This is a genomic window from Janthinobacterium sp. PSPC1-1, from assembly GCF_049897625.1.
GTDB classification, from domain to species: Bacteria; Pseudomonadota; Gammaproteobacteria; order Burkholderiales; family Burkholderiaceae_D; genus Janthinobacterium; species Janthinobacterium tructae.
In genome coordinates this window covers 613,458-632,480 of the sequence record NZ_JAFCWP010000003.1, presented here as the reverse complement: position 1 = coordinate 632,480, position 19,023 = coordinate 613,458, and the positions used below count along the sequence as shown (strand labels likewise).

Genomic DNA, 19,023 nt, shown 5'->3' with positions numbered 1-19,023 from the left:
TGATGACCATAGCAAGTTGGTCCCACCCCTTCCCATCCCGAACAGGACCGTGAAACAACTTTGCGCCGATGATAGTGCTGCAACCAGTGTGAAAGTAGGTTATCGTCAGGCTTGTTATTTGGTGAAACAGCCCCCGGCTGTTTCTCCTTGAGAAAAACCCGATCAGCAATGGTCGGGTTTTTTTTCGTCTGGTGATTTAGTGTTAGCCCCAAGCGAAGGCTGGGGTCAGACACTTCGTGATCGGGATGTGCCCCACTGGGGCGCATCCCCCCGCCTCGCGCGTTAGCAATGACCTTTGCGTTAGCGGCATTGAGGGGCTGACCCCGGCTGTTCATCAGACAAAAAAAAGGCAGCGCTACGCGCTGCCTTTGTCATTTATCAAACCCATTAAAAGTGATAAGCGACTTTGACATTCATATAATTGACGCCACTGTTAGGCTTTTTGTAGCCGCCATTCGAGAAATGCTGGATCTTCGCAGCGACTTCCCATTTGTTATTGAAGATATAGCCGACGCCGATATGGTCGCCGAACTGGAAGTGGGTCGACAGACGGTTATCGTCGTTATCGTACAGCTTGGACAGCATGTGTACGCCAATACCGCCTTCCGCATAGAAACCCAGCTTGTTTGTGTTTTCAAAGCGGAATACGGGAGTAAAGCCCAGATCCCACAGTTTTTGATGCTGGCCAGGGACGTTGCGATAGCTCTTGCCATCCCAACCGCCGATGCTGGCATCCCAGTAACCGCTCAGCTGCGTACCATTCGATACAAACCAGGCCTTATCCCAGTTCGAGGTCACGCCGGCGCGTACCATTTGTACCTTCACGCCCTTGGCATATTCGCCGTAGACGGAGTCGATCAGTTTGTCGTCGGCGGCAAAGCCGGCGTTGGCCGCCATCAGCGCGGTAACGGCGGCGATGGATTTGAGGAGATTCTTCTTGAAGAACATAGAGGCTTTCATCGTAAAATTGGCCGATAGGCTATTGTTGTACAGGCACCTTGCTTTGCATGCCGCTCTCGCCACTTGTTGATATCAGGGGTTCAATTGACATTCTCTACAAAAATCGCATTTCTCGGTATCGGTCTGATGGGGGATCCGATGGTCCGGTGCCTGCTACGCGCTGGATATTTTGTCACAATTTGGAATCGCACGCACAGCAAGGCCGAAGTCCTGCGTGCGGCAGGAGCGCAGCCAGCCATTTCCGTGGCTGAGGCGGTCAGCGGTGCGGACGTGGTCATCTCGATGCTGGAAGCCGGTCCCATCGTGGCGCAGGTGCTGCAAGAGGCGTTACCGGCCTTGTCCGCTGGTGCGTTGTGGATCGATATGAGTTCCACCAAGCAATCGGAAGCCCAGCAATTTCATGCCACCTTGCACGCGGCAGGCCATGCCTTCATCGATGCGCCCGTGTCGGGCGGCGTCGCCGGGGCGCAGGCGGGCACCTTGGCCATCATGGCCGGCGCCAGCACCAGCGAATACGCGCGGGTTGAGGCGATTCTGGCGGCCATGGGCCGACCGGCTCTGGTGGGCCCGCCCGGCAGCGGACAGGTGGCCAAGCTGTGCAATCAGCTGATCGTCGGTGCCACCTTGACCATCGTGGCCGAAGCGCTGTTGCTGGCCCAGGCGGCTGGCGCCGATGCGAGCGCCGTACGGGCAGCCATCCGCGGCGGTTTTGCTGAGAGCAAGATTTTGGAGGTACATGGCCAGCGCATGCTGGAGCGCAATTTTATTGCCGGTGGGCAGGTGAAGAGCCAGATCAAGGATATGCACAACATCCTCGCGGCGGCCGAAGCGGCGCACGTCACCTTGCCGGTGACGCAACTGGTGACGCAGCGCTATGAAACCCTCGCCACGAGCCACCCGACAGCCGACCATGCGGCGGCCTTGCTGGCCCTGGAAGCGTTGAATCCGGGCCAGCGCCTCGGTGACGGCCCTGACAAGCTCAGTTAAGTGACGGGCAAGCTCGCTTCGGCCAGCTTGACCCAGAAACTGGCGCCGATGGGCAGCAGATGGTCGTTGAAGTCGTAGCTACCGTTGTGCAAGACGCATGGCCCCAGGCCGTGGCCGCCATCGCGGTGCTCGCCATCGCCATTGCCGATGAAGATGTAGCAGCCGGCCTTTTCTTGCAGGAAAAAGGCGAAATCTTCCGCGCCCATGGTCGGTTCGACATTCGCGTTGACCTTGTCGGCCCCCACCACGCTTTTCATCACCTCGATGGCAAACGCCGTTTCTTTCGCATGGTTGACCAGCGGCGGATAGTTGCGCTTGAAGTGGAAATCGACTTCGGCGCCAAAGGCGGCGGCCGTATGCACGGCGATCTCGCGCATGCGCTCTTCGATCAGGTCCAGTACGGGCGTGGTGAAGGTGCGCACGGTGCCGACCAGGCTGGCATCGTCGGGAATGACATTGGTGGCGCTGCCCGCATGGATTTGCGTGATGGACAGCACGGCCGTATCTAGCGGGCTCTTGTTGCGCGTGATGACGGTTTGCCAGCTTTGCGCGATTTGCACGGCCACCATCACGGGATCGATGCCCTTGTGGGGCTGGGCCGCGTGCGCGCCCTTGCCTTTGACGGTGACGTGGAATTCATTGCTCGACGCCATCATCGGCCCTGCGACCACGCTCAGAGTGCCTGTTTCCGCGCCTGGCCAGTTATGCATGCCGTAGATGGCATCCATGGGAAACTTGCTAAACAAGCCGTCTTCGATCATTTCGCGCGCGCCGGCGCCGCCCTCTTCGGCCGGCTGGAAGATCAGGTACACGGTGCCGTCGAAATGGCGGTGCTGCGCCAGGTAATGGGCGGCACCGAGCAGCATGGCCGTGTGGCCGTCGTGGCCGCAGGCGTGCATTTTGCCCGGGTGGCGCGAAGCATGCTCGAAGGTATTCATTTCCTGCATCGGCAAGGCATCCATGTCGGCGCGCAGGCCGATGGCGCGTGTCGAGGTGCCATGCTGGATGATGCCGACCACACCAGTGCGGCCCAGGCCGCGTACCACGGGAATGCCCCATTCCGTCAGTTTGGCGGCGACCACGTCCGAGGTGCGCTGTTCTTCGTAGCACAGCTCGGGGTGCGCATGCAGGTCGCGGCGGATACCTTGCAGCTCGGATTGAAACGCCAAGATGGGATCAACTAGTTTCATGGAACTCTCCTGTGGATGCTGGCACGCAGCAATGTATGGCGCGCCGGACCGCGCTGTTTGATCAAAAACAGGCTCGGCTAATCATGCATTGTAGCCCTTGTTTGCCGGGTAAATCCAGCGCACGGACCAGCTTGCCACGGCGCCAACAGCAAGCGCGCGGAATGGTTTACAGTATCGCCTTCCCCCAACGTTTTTGGATTGCACCATGACCACCACCCAAGTGCGCGCCGCCTGCCCGCTCGACTGCCCCGATACTTGCGCCTTGCTGGTCACCGTGACCGATGGCGTGGCAACAGCCGTCAAGGGCGATCCTGATCACCCGACCACGGCTGGCGTGCTGTGCACCAAGGTGTCGCGCTTCACGGAACGCACCTACCATGCGGACCGGCTGCTGCATCCGCTGCGCCGCGTGGGCAAGAAGGGGGAGGGCAAGTTCGAGCGCATCAGCTGGGAAGAAGCATTGCAGACCATCGCGGCCCGCTTGAAACCGATCGCCGTGCGCGATCCACAGGCGATCTTGCCCTACAGCTACTGCGGTACCATGGGCCTGGTGCAGGGCGAGTCGATGTCGTCGCGCTTTTTCAACCAGCTCGGTGCCTCCCTGCTGGACCGCACCATCTGTGCCTCGGCCGGCGCCACCGGCTACCGCTACACGGTGGGCGCCAGCATCGGCACGGACCTGGAACAATTCCAGAACGCGAAATTGATCATTATCTGGGGCGGCAACCCGATTGCCTCGAACCTGCATTTCTGGATGCGCGCCCAGGAAGCCAAGCGCAATGGCGCCACCCTGATCGCCATCGACCCGTATCGCTCGCTGACGGCCGAAAAATGCCACCAGCATATCGCCTTGCTGCCCGGCACCGATGCGGCCCTGGCGCTGGGCTTGATGCATGTCTTGATCACGGAAAACCTGGTTGACCAGGACTATATCGACCGCTACACCGTGGGCTATGCGGAACTCAAACAGCGCGCTATGGCATGGCCGCCCGAGCGCGTGGCCGAGGTGTGCGGCATCACGGCCACGGAAGTGCTGGAACTGGCGCGCCTGTACGGTCAGGCGTGCCGTTCTGGCGAGGGCGCCGCCATCCGTACCAACTACGGCGTGCAGCGCGTGCATGGCGGCGGCATGGCCGTGCGCAATATCGCTTGCCTGCCAGCCCTGACGGGCGCCTGGCGCCATCCTGCCGGCGGCATGCAGCTGTCGAGCTCGGGTTCCTTCCCCGTCAACCGCAAGGCCTTGCAGCGACCGGATTTATTGAAAGGCATGCCGCGCACCATCAACATGAGCACCATCGGCGACGATTTATTGAAAGAAAGTTCCATCGAGTTCGGCCCGCAAGTCGAGGCCGTGATCGTCTACAACTCGAATCCCCTGGCGGTGGCGCCCGATTCCTCGAAAGTGGCGCAGGGCTTTGCCCGTGAAGACTTGTTTACGGTCGTGCTCGAACATTTCCAGACCGATACCGTCGATTACGCCGACATCGTGCTGCCCGCCACCACGCAGCTCGAACACGTCGATGCGCACTCCACCTACGGCCACCTGTACATGATGGCGAACAATGCGGCCGTGGCGCCGCTGGGCGAAGCGAAGGCGAATACGGAAATCTTCCGCCTGCTGGCCCAATACATGGGCTTTGATGATCCGTGCTTCCAGGAAAGCGACGATGCGCTGGCAGCCAAGGCCTTCGATGTGACGGATGCGCGTGCCGTGCATTTCGACTGGGAATCGCTAAAGCGCACGGGCTGGCAAAAGCTGGCCATGCCCGAGGCGCCATTTGCCGAGGGTGGTTTCCCCACGCCATCGGGCAAGTGCGAGTTTTATTCCAGCGCCATGGCGCAGGCGGGACTCGATCCCTTGCCGACCTACATTGCGCCGCACGAATCGTTGGCCAGCAATCCCGCGCTGGCGGCGCGTTTCCCGCTGGCCATGATTTCCCCGCCGGCGCGCAATTTCCTCAATTCCACGTTCGTCAACGTGAAAAGCCTGCGCGCAGCCGAAGGCGAGCCGCACCTCGATATTCATCCCGATGATGCTGCCGCACGCGGTATCGCCGCCGGTGATATGGTGCGCATCTTCAATGACCGTGGCAGCTTTGTGGCCAAGGCCAGGGTCACGGACAAGGCGAGACGGGGCCTGGTGGTGGGCTTGTCCGTATGGTGGAAGAAACTCGCCAGCGATGGCAAGAACGCCAATGAAGTGACCAGCCAGCGCCTGACGGACATGGGCCGCGCGCCCACCTTCTACGATACGCTGGTCGAAGTGGAAAAGGTTGCCTGACATGCTGCGCTGGCCGGCCTGCTTGTTTGTCGGCACGGTGTGCCTGCTGCTGAGCGGCTGCACGCAGCTGCGTTACTACACGCAAGCGGCGCAGGGACAATATGCCTTGTGGTCCGGCGCGCGCCCCATCGATGCCTGGCTGGACGACCCGGCCACCGAGCCGCGCCTGAAAGTGCGTCTGGCCAAGGCGCAGCAAATTCGCCGCTTTGCCGTCAGCGAGCTGGACTTGCCCGACAATGGCAGTTACAAGAACTACGCTACCCTGCGGCGTCCATTTGTGCTGTGGAACGTGGTGGCCACGCCGGAATTGTCGCTGCAGCCGCTGCAATGGTGTTTTCCCATCGCTGGCTGCGTCAGCTATCGTGGCTATTACAGCAAGGAAGAGGCACTCGCGTATGCCGAGGAGTTGCGGGCCCAGCATTACGACGTGCAGGTGAGCGGTGTGCCCGCGTATTCCACCCTGGGCTGGTTCGATGATCCCCTGCTGTCGACCTTTATCAATTACAACGATGCGGAACTGGCGCGCCTGATCTTCCATGAGCTGGCGCACCAGGTGGTGTACGTGCCCGGCGATTCGGCCTTCAACGAGTCGTTTGCCAGTGCCGTGGAAGAGGCGGGCGTGCAGCGCTGGCTGGCGCGCGAGGGCAATGACGCCATGCGCGCGTCATACGCCCAGTATGCGGCGCGGCGCCAGGATTTTCTGGCCTTGCTGCTGACATACCGGGGCAAGCTGGAGGCCGTGTATGCGAGCGGCGCCAGCGAGGCGGACAAGCGCGCGCGCAAGGCGCAGGTGTTTGCGGCATTGCAAGACGCGTATCAGGTATTGAAGCAAGACTGGGGTGGTTTTGCCGGTTACGACCGCTGGTTCGAGCAGCCATTGAGCAATGCGCACCTCGCTTCCGTGTCGACCTACAATGAATTTTTGCCTGCCTTCAAAAAATTGCTGGAAGAAAAAAAGAACTTTCGTGCTTTTTATGCTGCAGTGCACACAATGGCCCAGATCAAGAAGCCTGAGCGCAGGCATGCGCTGGAACAATTGTCCAGCCCCTGACCCGTAAAGATTGTCCCGTACGGCGAGGCAAGCGATTCGGTAACAGCGTATTTATCATGCTGCAGTGCAGCACAAAATGCCCCTAGAGTTGCTGCTCGAATACTGTTGAAAGCGCTTGCATGGAAGCGCGGCGCCCGATAGCATCGCATTAGTAGCATAGAGCAATTGCTCGTCAAAATGCTCAAACTGACTGCAGGACGACAGAATCCGCAGCAATGATCCGCGCCGGCAGGCTGCGCCGGCTCCCCCACGATTATTCGAGACAAGAGGCACAGGATGGAAAAAATTTGGCTGAAGTCGTATCCTCCCGGCGTTCCCGCCGACATCGATCCTGATCAATATCGTTCGCTGGTGCATTTGCTGGAAGAAGCGTTTCAAAAATATGCAGACCGCAATGCCTATGTCTGCATGGACAAATTTCTCACCTATGCCGAACTCGATACCTATTCGCGCCAGCTCGGTGCCTGGCTGCAAAGCCGTGGCTTGAAAAAGGGTGCGCGTGTCGCCCTGATGATGCCAAACGTGCTGCAGTATCCGGTGGCGATCGCCGCCGTGCTGCGCGCCGGTTACACGGTGGTCAACGTCAACCCGCTGTACACGCCGCGCGAACTCGAGCATCAGCTCAACGATTCGGGCAGCGAAGCCATCATCGTGCTGGAAAACTTCGCCCATACGCTGGAACAAGTGTTGAGCAAGACGGCCATCAAGCACATCGTCGTCGCCAGCATGGGCGAGATGCTGGGCGGTTTGAAGGGCATGCTCGTCAATTTTGTCGTGCGCAACGTCAAGAAGATGGTGCCCGCGTATTCCTTGCCGAACGCCATGCGTTTCAAGCAGGCGCTGGCGCTGGGCAGCCGCATGAAACTCACGCCCGTCGAGCTGAGCATCAACGACGCCGCCTTCCTGCAATACACGGGTGGCACCACGGGCGTGTCAAAAGGTGCGACCTTGAGCCACCGCAATGTGATCGCCAATGTGCTGCAGAGCGAAGCCTGGTCGGGCGCGGCGCTCGATCCGAACAGCCGCGAGCAGCTGATCATCGTCTGCGCCTTGCCGCTGTACCATATCTTTGCCCTGACGGCGTGCGCGATGTGGGGCACGCGCGTGGGCGCCCTGAATATCCTGATCCCGAACCCGCGCGATATCCCGGGCCTGATCAAGGAACTGGGCAAATACAAGTTCAACCTGCTGCCAGCGGTCAATACGCTGTATAACGCGCTGGTGAATCACCCCGACTTCGCCAAGCTCGACTTCTCGGGCTTGAAGATCGCCAATGGCGGCGGCATGGCGGTGCAGCAAGCCGTCAATGACAAGTGGCTGCAAGCGACGGGCGTGTCCATCATCGAGGGTTATGGCCTGTCGGAAACGTCGCCCGTCGCCACGTGCAACCGCGCCGACAGCACGGTGTTTTCCGGCACCATCGGCTTGCCGATTCCGTCGACCGAGATCGCGATTCTCGACGATGACGGCAAGGAAGTGCCGCTGGGGCAGACGGGCGAGATCGCCATCCGTGGCCCGCAAGTGATGAGTGGCTACTGGAACCGTCCCGATGAAACGGCCAAGGTCATGACGTCCGACGGCTATTTCAAATCGGGAGACGTGGGCATCATGGATGAGCGCGGTTATGTGAAAATCGTGGATCGCAAGAAAGACATGATCCTCGTCTCCGGCTTCAACGTGTATCCGAACGAAGTCGAAGCCGTTATCGCAGCCCATCCGGGCGTGCTCGAGTGCGCCTGCGTGGGCGTGCCCGATGAGCATTCGGGTGAAGCCGTGAAAGTGTTTGTCGTGCGCAAGGACCCGAACCTGACCCAGGCAGTGCTGGCCGCGTATTGCAAGGAACAATTCACGGGCTACAAGCGGCCGAAATACATCGAGTTCCGCGATGAACTGCCGAAGACCAACGTCGGCAAGATTTTGCGTCGCGCCCTGCGTGACGAGAAAAAGATAGCAGCATAAACAATGTGGATGCGCCAGGAGGCGCATCCCTTTTACAGATAAAGATGAGGCGAGATGGACAAGATTTGGTTGAAGTCGTACCCGGACAGCGTTCCCGCAGAGATAGACTGCACGCAATACCGTTCCGTGACGCATTTGCTGGAAGAGTCGTTCCAGAAATATGCGGACCGCAACGCTTTCGTGTGCATGGATAAATTCCTTACCTACCGCGAGCTCGACCAGTTGTCGCAGCAGATGGGGGCCTGGCTGCAAAGCAAGGGCCTGCAACGGGGGGCGCGCGTGGCGATCATGCTGCCGAACGTGCTGCAATATCCGGTGGCCATGGCGGCGATTTTGCGCGCCGGCTACACGGTGGTGAACGTCAACCCGCTGTACACGCCCCGTGAATTGCAGCACCAGCTGATCGATTCGGGCAGTGTAGCGATCATCGTGCTGGAAAACTTCGCCACCACGGTGGAGCAGGTGTTGCCGCATACCCAGGTCAAGCATGTGATCGTCGCCACCATGGGCGATTTGCTGGGTGGCTTGAAGGGCACGATTGTTAATTTCGTCGTGCGCAAGATCAAGAAAATGGTGCCCGCGTTTTCCTTGCCGGGCGCCATCAGTTTCAACAAGATGCTGGCCGAAGGCGCGCGCCTGACCTTGCAGCCGGTGCAGCAGGGGCATGACGATATCGTCTTCCTGCAATACACGGGAGGCACGACGGGCGTCTCAAAAGGCGCGATGCTGTTGCACCGTAACGTGATCGCCAACGTGCTGCAGAACGAGGCGTGGATGTCGCCCGTGATGACGCCTGAAATGCGCGCCACCTCGATGGGCTTCATGTGCGCCTTGCCCCTGTATCACATCTATTCGCTGACGGTCAGCGCCCTGATGGGCATGCGCCTGGGCGGCATGAGCGTGCTGATTCCCAATCCGCGCGACATCCCCGGTTTCGTCAAGGAATTGGCCAAGCACAAGATCGTCGTCTTCCCGGCCGTCAATACCCTGTACAACGCGCTGCTGAACAATGCCGAGTTTGCCAAGCTCGATTTCTCCAGCTACAAGGTGTGCAATGGCGGCGGCATGGCCCTGCAGCGCAACGTGGCCGAACGCTGGCTGAAACTGACGGGCTGTCCGCTGATCGAAGGCTATGGCATGTCAGAAACATCGCCCGTGGTGACGGGCAACCGCGTCGATATCACGGAATTCACGGGCACCATCGGCTTGCCTTTCCCGTCGACGGAAGTGGCGATCTTGAACGACGATGGCGTGGAAGTACCGCTGGGTGAACCGGGCGAAATCGCCGTGCGCGGCCCGCAAGTGATGGCCGGCTACTGGCAGCGTCCGGACGAAACTGCCAAGTCGATGACGGCCGATGGCTACTTCAAGACGGGCGACGTGGGCGTCATGGACGAGCGCGGCTACGTGAAGATCGTGGACCGCAAGAAAGACATGATCATCGTCTCCGGCTTCAACGTGTATCCGAATGAAGTGGAAGACGTGGTTTCATCGTGCCCGGGCGTGCTGGAATGCGCGTGCATCGGCGTGCCGGACGCCAACGCGGGCGAAGCCGTGAAAGTGTTTGTCGTGCGCAAGGATCCGAACCTGACGGTGGAACAGATCCGCGAGCATTGCAAGCATGAATTGACGGCCTACAAGAAACCGAAATACATCGAGTTCCGCGATGAATTGCCGAAAACCAACGTCGGCAAGATTTTGCGCCGTCAATTACGCGACGAGAAGAAGGTGGCTTAGTTCGCAGCCATGGCTGTGTCCGCCTCCAGGTTCCGCCCTGGGCGGGCGGGCAAGCCGAAGCAGGGGCGCAGCCAGTTCACCTTGCTGATCAGCAGCGAGGTTCCCAGCCAGCAGGTCGCCACCGTGCCAGCCAATATCAGCAGCGCTTCGAGCACGGGGCCCAGCTTCAGGGGCACCAGCCAGTAGGCCAGCAGCACGATCGCGCTCTGGTGCAGTATGTACCAGGGAAAGACGGCCTGACGGGCCCAAGGCAGCCAGGCAAACGGGCGGTTCAATAGCGTATGCGACCAGCCCAGGATGGCGCAGATGGCCAGCCACATATACAGGTTGCGCATGGGCCAGGAGCCGGCCGAGGCCCAGGTCAGCAGGTTTTCCGAATAAATCTGGTCAAATACCATGTACACGGCAAACGCGCCCAGACCCAGCCATAGCGTCTGCCAGCGCAGGCGCGACAGTTCTGCCCACAATCCCTTGTCATTACCCAGCCACCAGCCATACACGAACATGGTGAAATAGATGCTGTGCGCATACCAGTCGTGCACCACCGCATGGGTTTCCGGATAGCGCATTTTCAGGAACACCGTGGCGGCAAGGGTGGGCAGCGCAGGCAATACCAGCAAGCGCCAGCCGCGCAAGTGCTGGAACAGGGGGCGCAGCGCTGCCAGCAGCGGCTGCAGCGCCACCAGTACGATGATGTACAGCAGCAAGTACACCAGATACCACAAGTGATTCCACGTAAAACCATATTGCCAGCCTGCGAAGGCGCCGGCCGGCCAGGCATGGCCGCCAAAGTAATGCAGCAGGAACTGTCCATAGCCGGGTTCGACCAGGCCGTTGCTGACCCCTTCGCAATATGGCTGGATGGGAATGATGATGGCCATGCCGAACAGCAGCGGCAGCAGCAAGCGCTTGATTCTGCGCCAGAGGAAGGCGCCGCGCGAGGTCAGCGTCATCATGGCGCACGACACGCCGGAGATGAGAAAGACGATTTCCATGCGCCAGCGGTTAATGAAGACCAGCGGCATGTTCAAGGCATCGGTGGCGTAAGTGCTGTGCATGTGAAAGTTCCATCCATCCATGTACAGCAGGGCAGTGTGGTAGACAATCAGCAGGCTGAAGACGAGAAAGCGCAAGGCGTCGATATCGTGACGGCGGGAGTCCATGGTCATGATCGGTGGGCAAGTGGTGAAGGAAGGCCCAGCATAGGCAGCGGCGGGGCTGGCAGCCAGCGCGAAGTGACCAGCGGACGGCTGGCTGGGACGAATGGATCGCCTGGGACGGGTGTGGGACGTTACAATCGTGCAACTAATTTACCTGCCGAAGCCATGCGCGTCCCTTCCACCGACCTGTTGCAACGTTATCAACGCTGGCGCCGCGTGGCCGAGCCGGGATTCTGGATCGTGCTGACTCTGCTGCAGGCCAGCGTCAACAGCTGGCTGGTCTGGCTCGACCTGCGGCGCGCCGGCGTCAATACGCAATTCTGGGAAGTGGCCGTGTGGGAGTGGAGCAGCAATCTTGTGTTGCTGGCGCTGGTGCCTGTGGTCGTGCTGGCGGGACAGTACCGGCCGCTGCATCTGGTGTTCCAGCGCCAGAACCTGCGCTGGCACCTGGCTGCGTCGGTCGTCTACAGCCTGGTGCATGTGGTGGCCATGGTGGCCTTGCGCAAAATTGCTTATTGGAGCCAGGGCAGCCACTATGATTTTGGCGACTGGTGGCGCGAGTTGCCGTATGAATACCTGAAAGATGTGCGTGCTTACTTCCTCGTCTTGCTGGCCGTGGGCTTTTACCAGTTGCTGCTGATGCGCTGGCAAGGCGAGGCGACACTGCTGGGCGAACCCGATGAAGGCCCAGCCGTGGAGCCGGTGCAGCAGCCGGAACGCTTCCTGGTACGCAAGCTGGGCAAGGATTTTCTGTTGCCGGCTGCCGATATCGAGTGGATACAGGCCTGGGGGAATTACGTGAACCTGCATGTGCGCGGACACGATTATCCGCTGCGCTCGACCATGGCCGCCATCGAGCGCCGCCTCGACGGCAAGCGCTTTGTGCGCGTGCACCGCAGCTATATCGTCAACCTTGATTTCGTACAGAGCATCGTGCCGCTGGAATCGGGCGATGCGCGTGCCGTGCTATCCACGGGCGGGGAAGTACCCGTCAGCCGGCGCTACCGCGATGCCTTGAAAAGTACCTGCTAAGTGGGCTGCAAGCCCGCCTTGCCGTCCTGGACGGTGAAACTGGCCAGTGTCGCGATGGTAGAAGTGCTGTCGCGCACATTCTCCAGGCCCTGGAACAGGGTCGTGGTTTTCTCTGGCGTGATCTCCATCAACATATAGCCACGCTTGTCGCTGCGTCCGTAGCGGATGTGCGGGTTCATCGCCACATATTGCTCGGTGCGCGCCTGCGGGCGCGAGCTGGACGTGATGGAGGTACCGCAAAACTCGGTGGCCAGCACGGGATTGCTCTTGCCGGTGGGGCGCATGGCGTTGCGGCTCAGCTCGGAGGCATAAAAGGTATGCACGTCGCCCGACAGCACCAGCGGGTTGCTGGCCTTGCTGCTGCGCAGGGCGTCGAGCAGGTGCTGGCGCGCCATCGGATAGCCATCCCAGCCATCGGTCCAGACGCGCTCGTCGCCGGGCCGCAGGATGGGCACCTGGCTCGATTGCGCCATCAGGGTTTGCTGGGCCAGGATATTCCAGCGCGCGGGCGAGTTGTCGAGTCCTGCTTGCAGCCAGCGCTGCTGCTCCTCACCCAGCATGCTGCGCTGCGGTTTCAGCAAGTCGGGGCAGTGGCGCGTGGTGACGGAATTGGAGCCGCCGCGGCCCGGCCTAGCGCACGCGTGATAGGCGCGGTATTGCCGGTCGTCCAGTACGTGGAAGCGCGCCAGCCGGCCCCAGTCATAGCGCTGGTAGATGCGCATGTCGACAAAGCCGCGGCTGCCCAGCGGCAGCAGACGCAGCGGCATGTGCTCATAAAACGCCTGGTAGGCGGCCGCGCGGCGCTGCAAAAAGGTGGGCGTGAGCAATTCGTCGCGGTCGTTACCGTAATCATTGGCCACTTCATGGTCATCCCAGGTGACGATCCACGGCGCGGCCAGGTGTGCGCCCTGCAAGTCGTGGTCGCTCTTGTATTGCGCATAGCGGGCGCGGTACTCGTCCAGGGTAAAACTTTCGTGCGTGCGCATGGCCCTGCTCGGGTGCTGCAGCTGGTACGGTCCCCATTCATAAATGTAATCGCCGAGGAAGGCCACCAGATCGGGCGCGGCTGCTGCGATGTGCCGGTGCGCCGCATACGCGCCGAATTCCCAGTGCTGGCACGAAGCCACGGCCAGCTTCAGCGAGGCGGGCAGGCTGTCGGCGGCGGGCGCCGTGCGCGTGCGGCCCACGGGGCTGACGGCGTCACCCAGCATAAAGCGGTACCAGTACCAGCGTCCTGGCGCCAGGCCGCCCACGTCGACGTGCACGCTGTGCGCCAGGGCGGGCGTGGCCGTGGACTGGCCCTTGGCGGCGATGCGCCGAAAAGCCTCGTCTTCGGCCACTTCCCAGCGCACGTTCAGGGCGATGGCGGGCGTGGCGGCTGCCTGCAGCGGGTCGTAACAGATGCGCGTCCACAGCACGACGGCGTCCGGCAAGGGCGAGCCGGAGGCGGCACCGAGCGCAAACGGATAGCCGTTGCCGTTCAGGCGCGTGGCAGCGCTCGCGCTGGAGCCGGACAGCACGCTGCCGGCGGCGGCCAGCGCCGTGATGCGCGCAGCGCTCTGCAGAAAGATGCGGCGCTGGCTATCCATAGTGTGGAATTATTGCGACAATCAAGACGACAATAAGGTCTCGATCGGTGGCACCTTGCGCGGCTTGCGGTCGGAGTCCGTCGCCACGTAGATCAGGGTCGCTTCCGTGACTTTCACGATGCATGCCTGCAGGCGGTTGCGCTCGGCATACACCTCGACATTGACGGTGATCGAGGTATTGCCAACCTTGACGATTTCGGCGTAGAAGGACAGAAGATCGCCGACGAACACGGGGTTTTTGAAGACGAAGGAATTGACGGCGATGGTGGCGACACGGCCATTGGCGCGCCGCGTGGCCGGCAGGGAACCGGCGATATCGACTTGCGCCATGATCCAGCCGCCGAAGACGTCGCCGTACACATTGGCGTCGGATGGCGCGGGCATCATGCGCAATTCCGGCATTTTTCCGGCGGGCAGGCCGGAGGCGAGGCAGTTATCAGGACGGTCGGGGGAGGTGCTCATCTTTTATTCTCATGAAAGGCTACAATTGCCCCGATTGAACCATAAAAAGCTGACCTTCGCCATGCGCCGTTCCCAGACTCCTCCTCCGCCCCGCTCGCCAGCCTCCGCCAGCCACAGCGATTTCGCCACCATCAAGACCTTGCTGCCGTATCTATGGGTCTACAAATGGAGAGTATTGCTGGCGCTGCTATGCCTGGTGGGCGCCAAGCTGGCCAACGTGGGCGTGCCCCTGATCCTGAAAAAACTCGTCGACGCCATGACGATTACGGCGGCCCATCCGCAAGCGCTGCTGGTGTTACCGGTCGGCTTGCTGGTGGCGTATGGCTTGCTGCGCCTGTCGACCACCTTGTTTACGGAGTTGCGCGAATTCCTGTTTGCCAGGGTCACGCAGCGGGCCGTGCGCACCATCGCGCTGCAAGTGTTCCGCCACCTGCATGCCTTGTCCCTGCGTTTTCATTTGAATCGCCAGACGGGCGGCATGACGCGCGATATCGAACGGGGCACGCGCAGCGTCGGCTCGCTCATTTCCTATACTTTGTTCAACATCTTGCCGACCTTGGTGGAAATCACCCTCGTGCTCGGCTATCTTGTCTTGCATTACGACATCTGGTTCAGCGTGATCACGGCGGTGGCGCTGGTGTCCTACATCGCGTTTACCGTGCTGGTGACGAACTGGCGCACGCATTTCCGCCGCACCATGAACGACCTCGACTCGAAGGCCAACACCAAGGCCATCGATTCGCTGATCAACTATGAAACTGTGAAATATTTCGGCAACGAGGATTACGAGGCGAAGCGCTACGACGAAGGCTTGCAGCGTTATGAATCGGCGGCCGTGAAATCGCAGACTTCCTTGTCGCTGCTCAATACGGGCCAGTCCTTGATCATCGCCACGGCCGTCACCTTGATCCTGTGGCGCGCCACGGTGGGCGTGATCAACGGCAGCATGACCCTGGGCGACCTGGTGCTGGTGAATGCCTTCATGATCCAGCTGTACATCCCTCTCAATTTCCTCGGCGTCATCTACCGCGAAATCAAGCAAAGCCTGGCCGACATGGAGCGCCTGTTTTCGTTGCTGAACGAGAACCGCGAAATCGCCGATACGCCGGACGCAAGTCCGCTTGTCACGCGGGGCGCGGCCGTGCGCTTTGCGCATGTGAATTTCAGCTATGAAGCCAAGCGGCAAATCCTGTTCGACGTGGATTTCCAGATTCCGGCCGGCACCACCACGGCCGTGGTGGGTCACAGCGGCTCGGGCAAGTCAACCCTGTCGCGCTTGCTGTTCCGCTTTTACGAAGTCGATGGCGGCAGCATCACCATCGATGGCCAGGATTTGCGCAGTATTACGCAGGATTCCTTGCGCGCCGCCATCGGCATCGTGCCGCAGGACACGGTGCTGTTCAACGACACCATCGAATACAACATCGCCTACGGTAAGCCGGGCGCCAGCAAGGACGCCATCGTGGCGGCGGCAAAAGCGGCGTCGATCCATGATTTTATTGAAAGCTTGCCGGATGGCTACAATTCCATGGTGGGCGAGCGGGGCTTGAAGCTGTCGGGCGGTGAAAAGCAGCGCGTGGCGATTGCCCGCACCTTGCTGAAGGACCCGGCCATCCTGATCTTCGACGAAGCGACGTCGGCGCTCGACTCCAAGGCCGAACAGGCGATCCAGGCGCAATTGAAGGACATCGCCAAAAACCGCACCACCCTGGTGATTGCGCACCGGCTGTCGACGGTGGCCGACGCCCAGCAAATCCTGGTGCTCGACCATGGCCGCATCGTCGAGCGGGGCACGCATCCGCAATTGCTGGCCGCGAATGGCTTGTATGCGCAGATGTGGCAACGCCAGCAGGCGAATATGGATGATGAGGCGCAAGAGGAGGAGTTGGCGGGGCTGGCGCCGGCAAAATAAATCGGCGGGGGACAATCAGTAGGAAAAATGCTACAGCCGCGCTGATTCCGGCGCGCGTATAGCGCCTATTTGACGGCAATCGCAGAAAACGGCTGGTTCGGCGCTGAAAATGAAATAAAATTAATTCCATTGGTGGCGTTTGCACCACAGTTGTTTCGTCCGGCTTTGTATCCGGTTTGTCCGTCCAGGAGAATTTATGAAATTGACCAAAATCATCGCCACGCTGCTCAGCGTCGGCGTCATCAGCAGCATGTCGCCAGTCCAGGCTCAGGAATTGACCGGCACCTTGGCCAAGATCAAGAAAGCCGGTTCCGTCACCCTCGGCGTGCGCGACGGCTCCGTGCCCTTCTCCTATCTCGATGACAAGCAGCAATACCAGGGTTATTCGATCGATCTGTGCATGAAAGTCGTCACGGCCCTGCAAAAGCACCTGGGCCTGACCGAACTGAAAGTGGTGATGAGCCCCGTCACCTCGGCCAACCGCATTCCGCTGATGGCCAACGGCACCATCGACCTCGAATGCGGCTCGACCACGAACAACCTGGAGCGCCAGCAGCAGGTGGCATTCGCGCCCACCATGTTTGTCATCGGCAACCGCGTGCTGTCGAAAAAAACCTCGAACATCAAGACGCTGGAAGACTTGCGCGGCAAGACCCTGGTGGCCACGGCCGGCACGTCGACCATCAAGCAGATGACGATTTTGAACAAGGAAAAGAACCTGGGCATGACGATTGCCGTCGGCAAGGATCATCCTGAATCGTTCCTGATGCTGGAAACGGGCCGCGCGGTGGCCGAAGCCAACGACGACATCCTGCTGGCGTCGCAAGTGGCCAACTCGAAAAACCCGAACGACTACGAAATCACCAAGGAAGCGCTGTCGGTCGAGCCGTACGGCATCATGCTGCGCAAGGGCGATCCAGCCTTCAAGAAAGTGGTCGACGAAGCGCTGATCCGCCTGTACAAGAGCGACGACATCAACCGTATTTATGCGAAATGGTTTACCTCGCCGATCCCGCCGAAAAATATCAACCTGAAATTCCCCATGCCGCCGCAATTGAAGGCCGTGTTTGCGAATCCGACCGACTCCGGTGACCCGGCCGCGTACGCGACCGTGCCCGAAGCGCAGAAGACTTCGGACAAACGGAAAAAGTAATAAGAGTGCGTAACAAATCGGGGGGCGCAAGCCTCCCGGTTTCATTTGCGGGGTAGGCGGCTGGCCGCTTTCCTCGAGCTGCATGGGAAGGATGATCATGAATTACAACTGGAATTGGCGCATCTTCTGGGAGATGTCCCCCGATGGCGTGGGCACGTATATGGATACCCTGTGGTCCGGCCTGGTGTGGACCCTGGCCACGGCCGGTGCGGCCTGGATCATGGCCTTGATCCTGGGCCTGGTGATCGGCACCGTCCGTACCCTGCCGAACAAATGGCTGGTGAACGTGGCCAATGCCTACGTCGAATTGTTCCGCAATGTGCCGCTGCTGGTGCAGATGTTCCTGTGGTATTTCGTCATGCCGGAATTGCTGCCGCCGGACCTGGGCGCCTGGGTCAAGTCGCTGCCGAACGCGCCATTCGTCACGGCCGTTTTATGCCTGGGATTCTTTACCTCCTCGCGCGTGGCCGTGCAGGTCACGACGGGTATCGAGGCGCTGCCGCGCGGGCAGAAACTGGCCGGCACGGCGCTGGGCCTGACCCTGCCGCAAACCTATCGTTTCATCTTGCTGCCGATGGCCGCGCGCGTCATCATGCCGCCGCTGACCAGCGAATTCTTGAACATCATCAAGAACAGTTCCGTGGCATTGACCATCGGCCTGATCGAACTGACGGCCAGTGCGCGCGCCATCCAGGAGTTTTCCTTCCAGGTATTCGAGGCGTTTTCGGCTGCCACCATCATTTACGTCGTCGTCAATCTGCTGGTGGTGGTACTGATGCACCTGATCGAGAAAAAGGTCGCCATCCCGGGCTTCATCGTCGCCGGCGCCAAGACGGGAGGACACTGACATGTTAGGTAACTTCGATTTCGATGTCATCTCCCGCTCGTGGGTTTACCTGTTCCAGACCGGCATGGTCTTCACCCTGAAACTGACGGCGCTGGCCATGGTGGGCGGCATCGTGCTGGGCACACTGCTGGCGCTGATGCGCCTGTCCAGCAACCGCCTTATCTCGGGCGTGGCATCGAGCTACGTCAACCTGATACGCTCGATCCCGCTGGTGCTGGTGATCTTCTGGTTCTATTTCCTGGTGCCGTACATCGCCGCCTGGGTCATCGGCGCCGACGAGCCTGTGAAAGTGGGCGCGTTTTCTTCCGCGCTGATCACCTTCATCATGTTCGAGGCGGCCTACTATTGCGAGATCATGCGCAGTGGCATACAGTCGATTCCCCGCGGCCAGGTATGGGCCGGGCAGGCGCTGGGCATGAATTACCGGCAGACCATGGGCAGCATCGTGCTGCCGCAGGCCTTTCGCAACATGATCCCCGTGCTGCTGACGCAGACCATCGTGCTGTTCCAGGACGTGTCGCTCGTGTACGTGTTGTCGATCCCCGATTTCGTCGGCGCCGCCTCGAAAATCGCGCAGCGCGATGGCCGCCTGGTGGAAATGTATGTGTTTGTCGCCGTCGTGTATTTCGTGCTGTGCTATGCCTTGTCGTTCCTGGTAAAACGCCTGCAGAAACGCGTCGCCATCATTCGCTAACCGTAAAAG

Annotated in this window: 15 protein-coding genes and 1 rRNA gene; 11 read left to right on the top strand and 5 right to left on the bottom strand. The window is 60.4% G+C overall.

Annotated elements, in window-relative coordinates; genetic code table 11:
* Positions 1-111 (top strand): 5S ribosomal RNA (gene rrf, locus ACP7EG_RS13925); the annotation flags it as partial.
* 276 nt (positions 112-387) lie between these two features.
* Here rrf and ACP7EG_RS13920 read toward each other — a convergent pair.
* A complete protein-coding gene (locus ACP7EG_RS13920; RefSeq protein WP_226939462.1) occupies positions 388-960 on the bottom strand; it encodes an acyloxyacyl hydrolase in 573 nt (190 codons plus the stop codon).
* Positions 961-1,044: 84 nt separating this feature from the next.
* On the opposite strand from ACP7EG_RS13920, the gene ACP7EG_RS13915 reads away from it, so the two are divergent.
* Entirely contained in the window at positions 1,045-1,947 is a 903-nt protein-coding gene (locus ACP7EG_RS13915) for an NAD(P)-dependent oxidoreductase (protein WP_426088052.1), read from the top strand.
* On the opposite strand, the gene ACP7EG_RS13910 is transcribed toward ACP7EG_RS13915, so the two are convergent.
* Positions 1,944-3,137: a M20 aminoacylase family protein gene (locus tag ACP7EG_RS13910; RefSeq protein ID WP_426088051.1), complete on the bottom strand. Its 1,194-nt coding sequence runs from the start codon at positions 3,135-3,137 to the stop codon at positions 1,944-1,946. The genes ACP7EG_RS13915 and ACP7EG_RS13910 overlap by 4 nt on opposite strands.
* A gap of 205 nt (positions 3,138-3,342) precedes the next feature.
* Here ACP7EG_RS13910 and ACP7EG_RS13905 point away from each other — a divergent pair, with 205 nt between their 5' ends.
* From ACP7EG_RS13905 to ACP7EG_RS13890, 4 genes are all read left to right on the top strand, one after another.
* Positions 3,343-5,418, top strand: a complete 2,076-nt coding sequence (locus tag ACP7EG_RS13905; protein ID WP_426088050.1) for a molybdopterin-containing oxidoreductase family protein — start codon at positions 3,343-3,345, stop codon at positions 5,416-5,418.
* A gap of 1 nt (position 5,419) precedes the next feature.
* A complete protein-coding gene (locus ACP7EG_RS13900; protein WP_426088049.1) occupies positions 5,420-6,469 on the top strand; it encodes an aminopeptidase in 1,050 nt (349 codons plus the stop codon).
* A gap of 276 nt (positions 6,470-6,745) precedes the next feature.
* Positions 6,746-8,428, top strand: coding sequence for a long-chain fatty acid--CoA ligase (locus tag ACP7EG_RS13895; protein WP_426088048.1), 1,683 nt, complete (start codon positions 6,746-6,748; stop codon positions 8,426-8,428).
* A 54-nt stretch (positions 8,429-8,482) separates the two neighbouring features.
* On the top strand, positions 8,483-10,165 hold the full coding sequence (locus ACP7EG_RS13890) for a long-chain-fatty-acid--CoA ligase (protein WP_426088047.1): 1,683 nt from the start codon (positions 8,483-8,485) through the stop codon (positions 10,163-10,165).
* Here ACP7EG_RS13890 and ACP7EG_RS13885 read toward each other — a convergent pair.
* A complete protein-coding gene (locus ACP7EG_RS13885; RefSeq protein ID WP_426088046.1) occupies positions 10,162-11,334 on the bottom strand; it encodes an acyltransferase family protein in 1,173 nt (390 codons plus the stop codon). The genes ACP7EG_RS13890 and ACP7EG_RS13885 overlap by 4 nt on opposite strands.
* 156 nt (positions 11,335-11,490) lie before the next feature.
* On the opposite strand from ACP7EG_RS13885, the gene ACP7EG_RS13880 reads away from it, so the two are divergent.
* A complete protein-coding gene (locus tag ACP7EG_RS13880) occupies positions 11,491-12,357 on the top strand; it encodes a LytTR family DNA-binding domain-containing protein (protein WP_426088045.1) in 867 nt (288 codons plus the stop codon).
* Here the strand turns inward: ACP7EG_RS13880 and ACP7EG_RS13875 are convergent.
* Together ACP7EG_RS13875 and ACP7EG_RS13870 are read right to left on the bottom strand one after the other, a co-directional pair.
* Positions 12,354-13,946 carry an alkaline phosphatase D family protein gene (locus tag ACP7EG_RS13875; RefSeq protein WP_426088044.1) on the bottom strand — a complete coding sequence of 531 codons (1,593 nt, stop codon included), beginning with the start codon at positions 13,944-13,946 and terminating at the stop codon, positions 12,354-12,356. The genes ACP7EG_RS13880 and ACP7EG_RS13875 overlap by 4 nt on opposite strands.
* Positions 13,947-13,967: 21 nt before the next feature.
* Positions 13,968-14,333 carry an acyl-CoA thioesterase gene (locus ACP7EG_RS13870; RefSeq protein WP_010401930.1) on the bottom strand — a complete coding sequence of 122 codons (366 nt, stop codon included), beginning with the start codon at positions 14,331-14,333 and terminating at the stop codon, positions 13,968-13,970.
* Positions 14,334-14,469: 136 nt separating this feature from the next.
* On the opposite strand from ACP7EG_RS13870, the gene ACP7EG_RS13865 reads away from it, so the two are divergent.
* From ACP7EG_RS13865 to ACP7EG_RS13850, 4 genes are all read left to right on the top strand, one after another.
* Complete coding sequence (locus ACP7EG_RS13865; RefSeq protein WP_426088043.1) at positions 14,470-16,320, top strand: ABCB family ABC transporter ATP-binding protein/permease; 1,851 nt, start codon at positions 14,470-14,472, stop codon at positions 16,318-16,320.
* A 196-nt stretch (positions 16,321-16,516) separates the two neighbouring features.
* Positions 16,517-17,473 carry an amino acid ABC transporter substrate-binding protein gene (locus ACP7EG_RS13860; protein WP_426088042.1) on the top strand — a complete coding sequence of 319 codons (957 nt, stop codon included), beginning with the start codon at positions 16,517-16,519 and terminating at the stop codon, positions 17,471-17,473.
* Between the two features lie 97 nt (positions 17,474-17,570).
* Complete coding sequence (locus ACP7EG_RS13855) at positions 17,571-18,320, top strand: amino acid ABC transporter permease (RefSeq protein ID WP_071075969.1); 750 nt, start codon at positions 17,571-17,573, stop codon at positions 18,318-18,320.
* 1 nt (position 18,321) lies between these two features.
* Positions 18,322-19,014, top strand: a complete 693-nt coding sequence (locus tag ACP7EG_RS13850; RefSeq protein ID WP_071075163.1) for an amino acid ABC transporter permease — start codon at positions 18,322-18,324, stop codon at positions 19,012-19,014.
* The last annotated feature ends 9 nt before the right edge of the window (positions 19,015-19,023 follow it).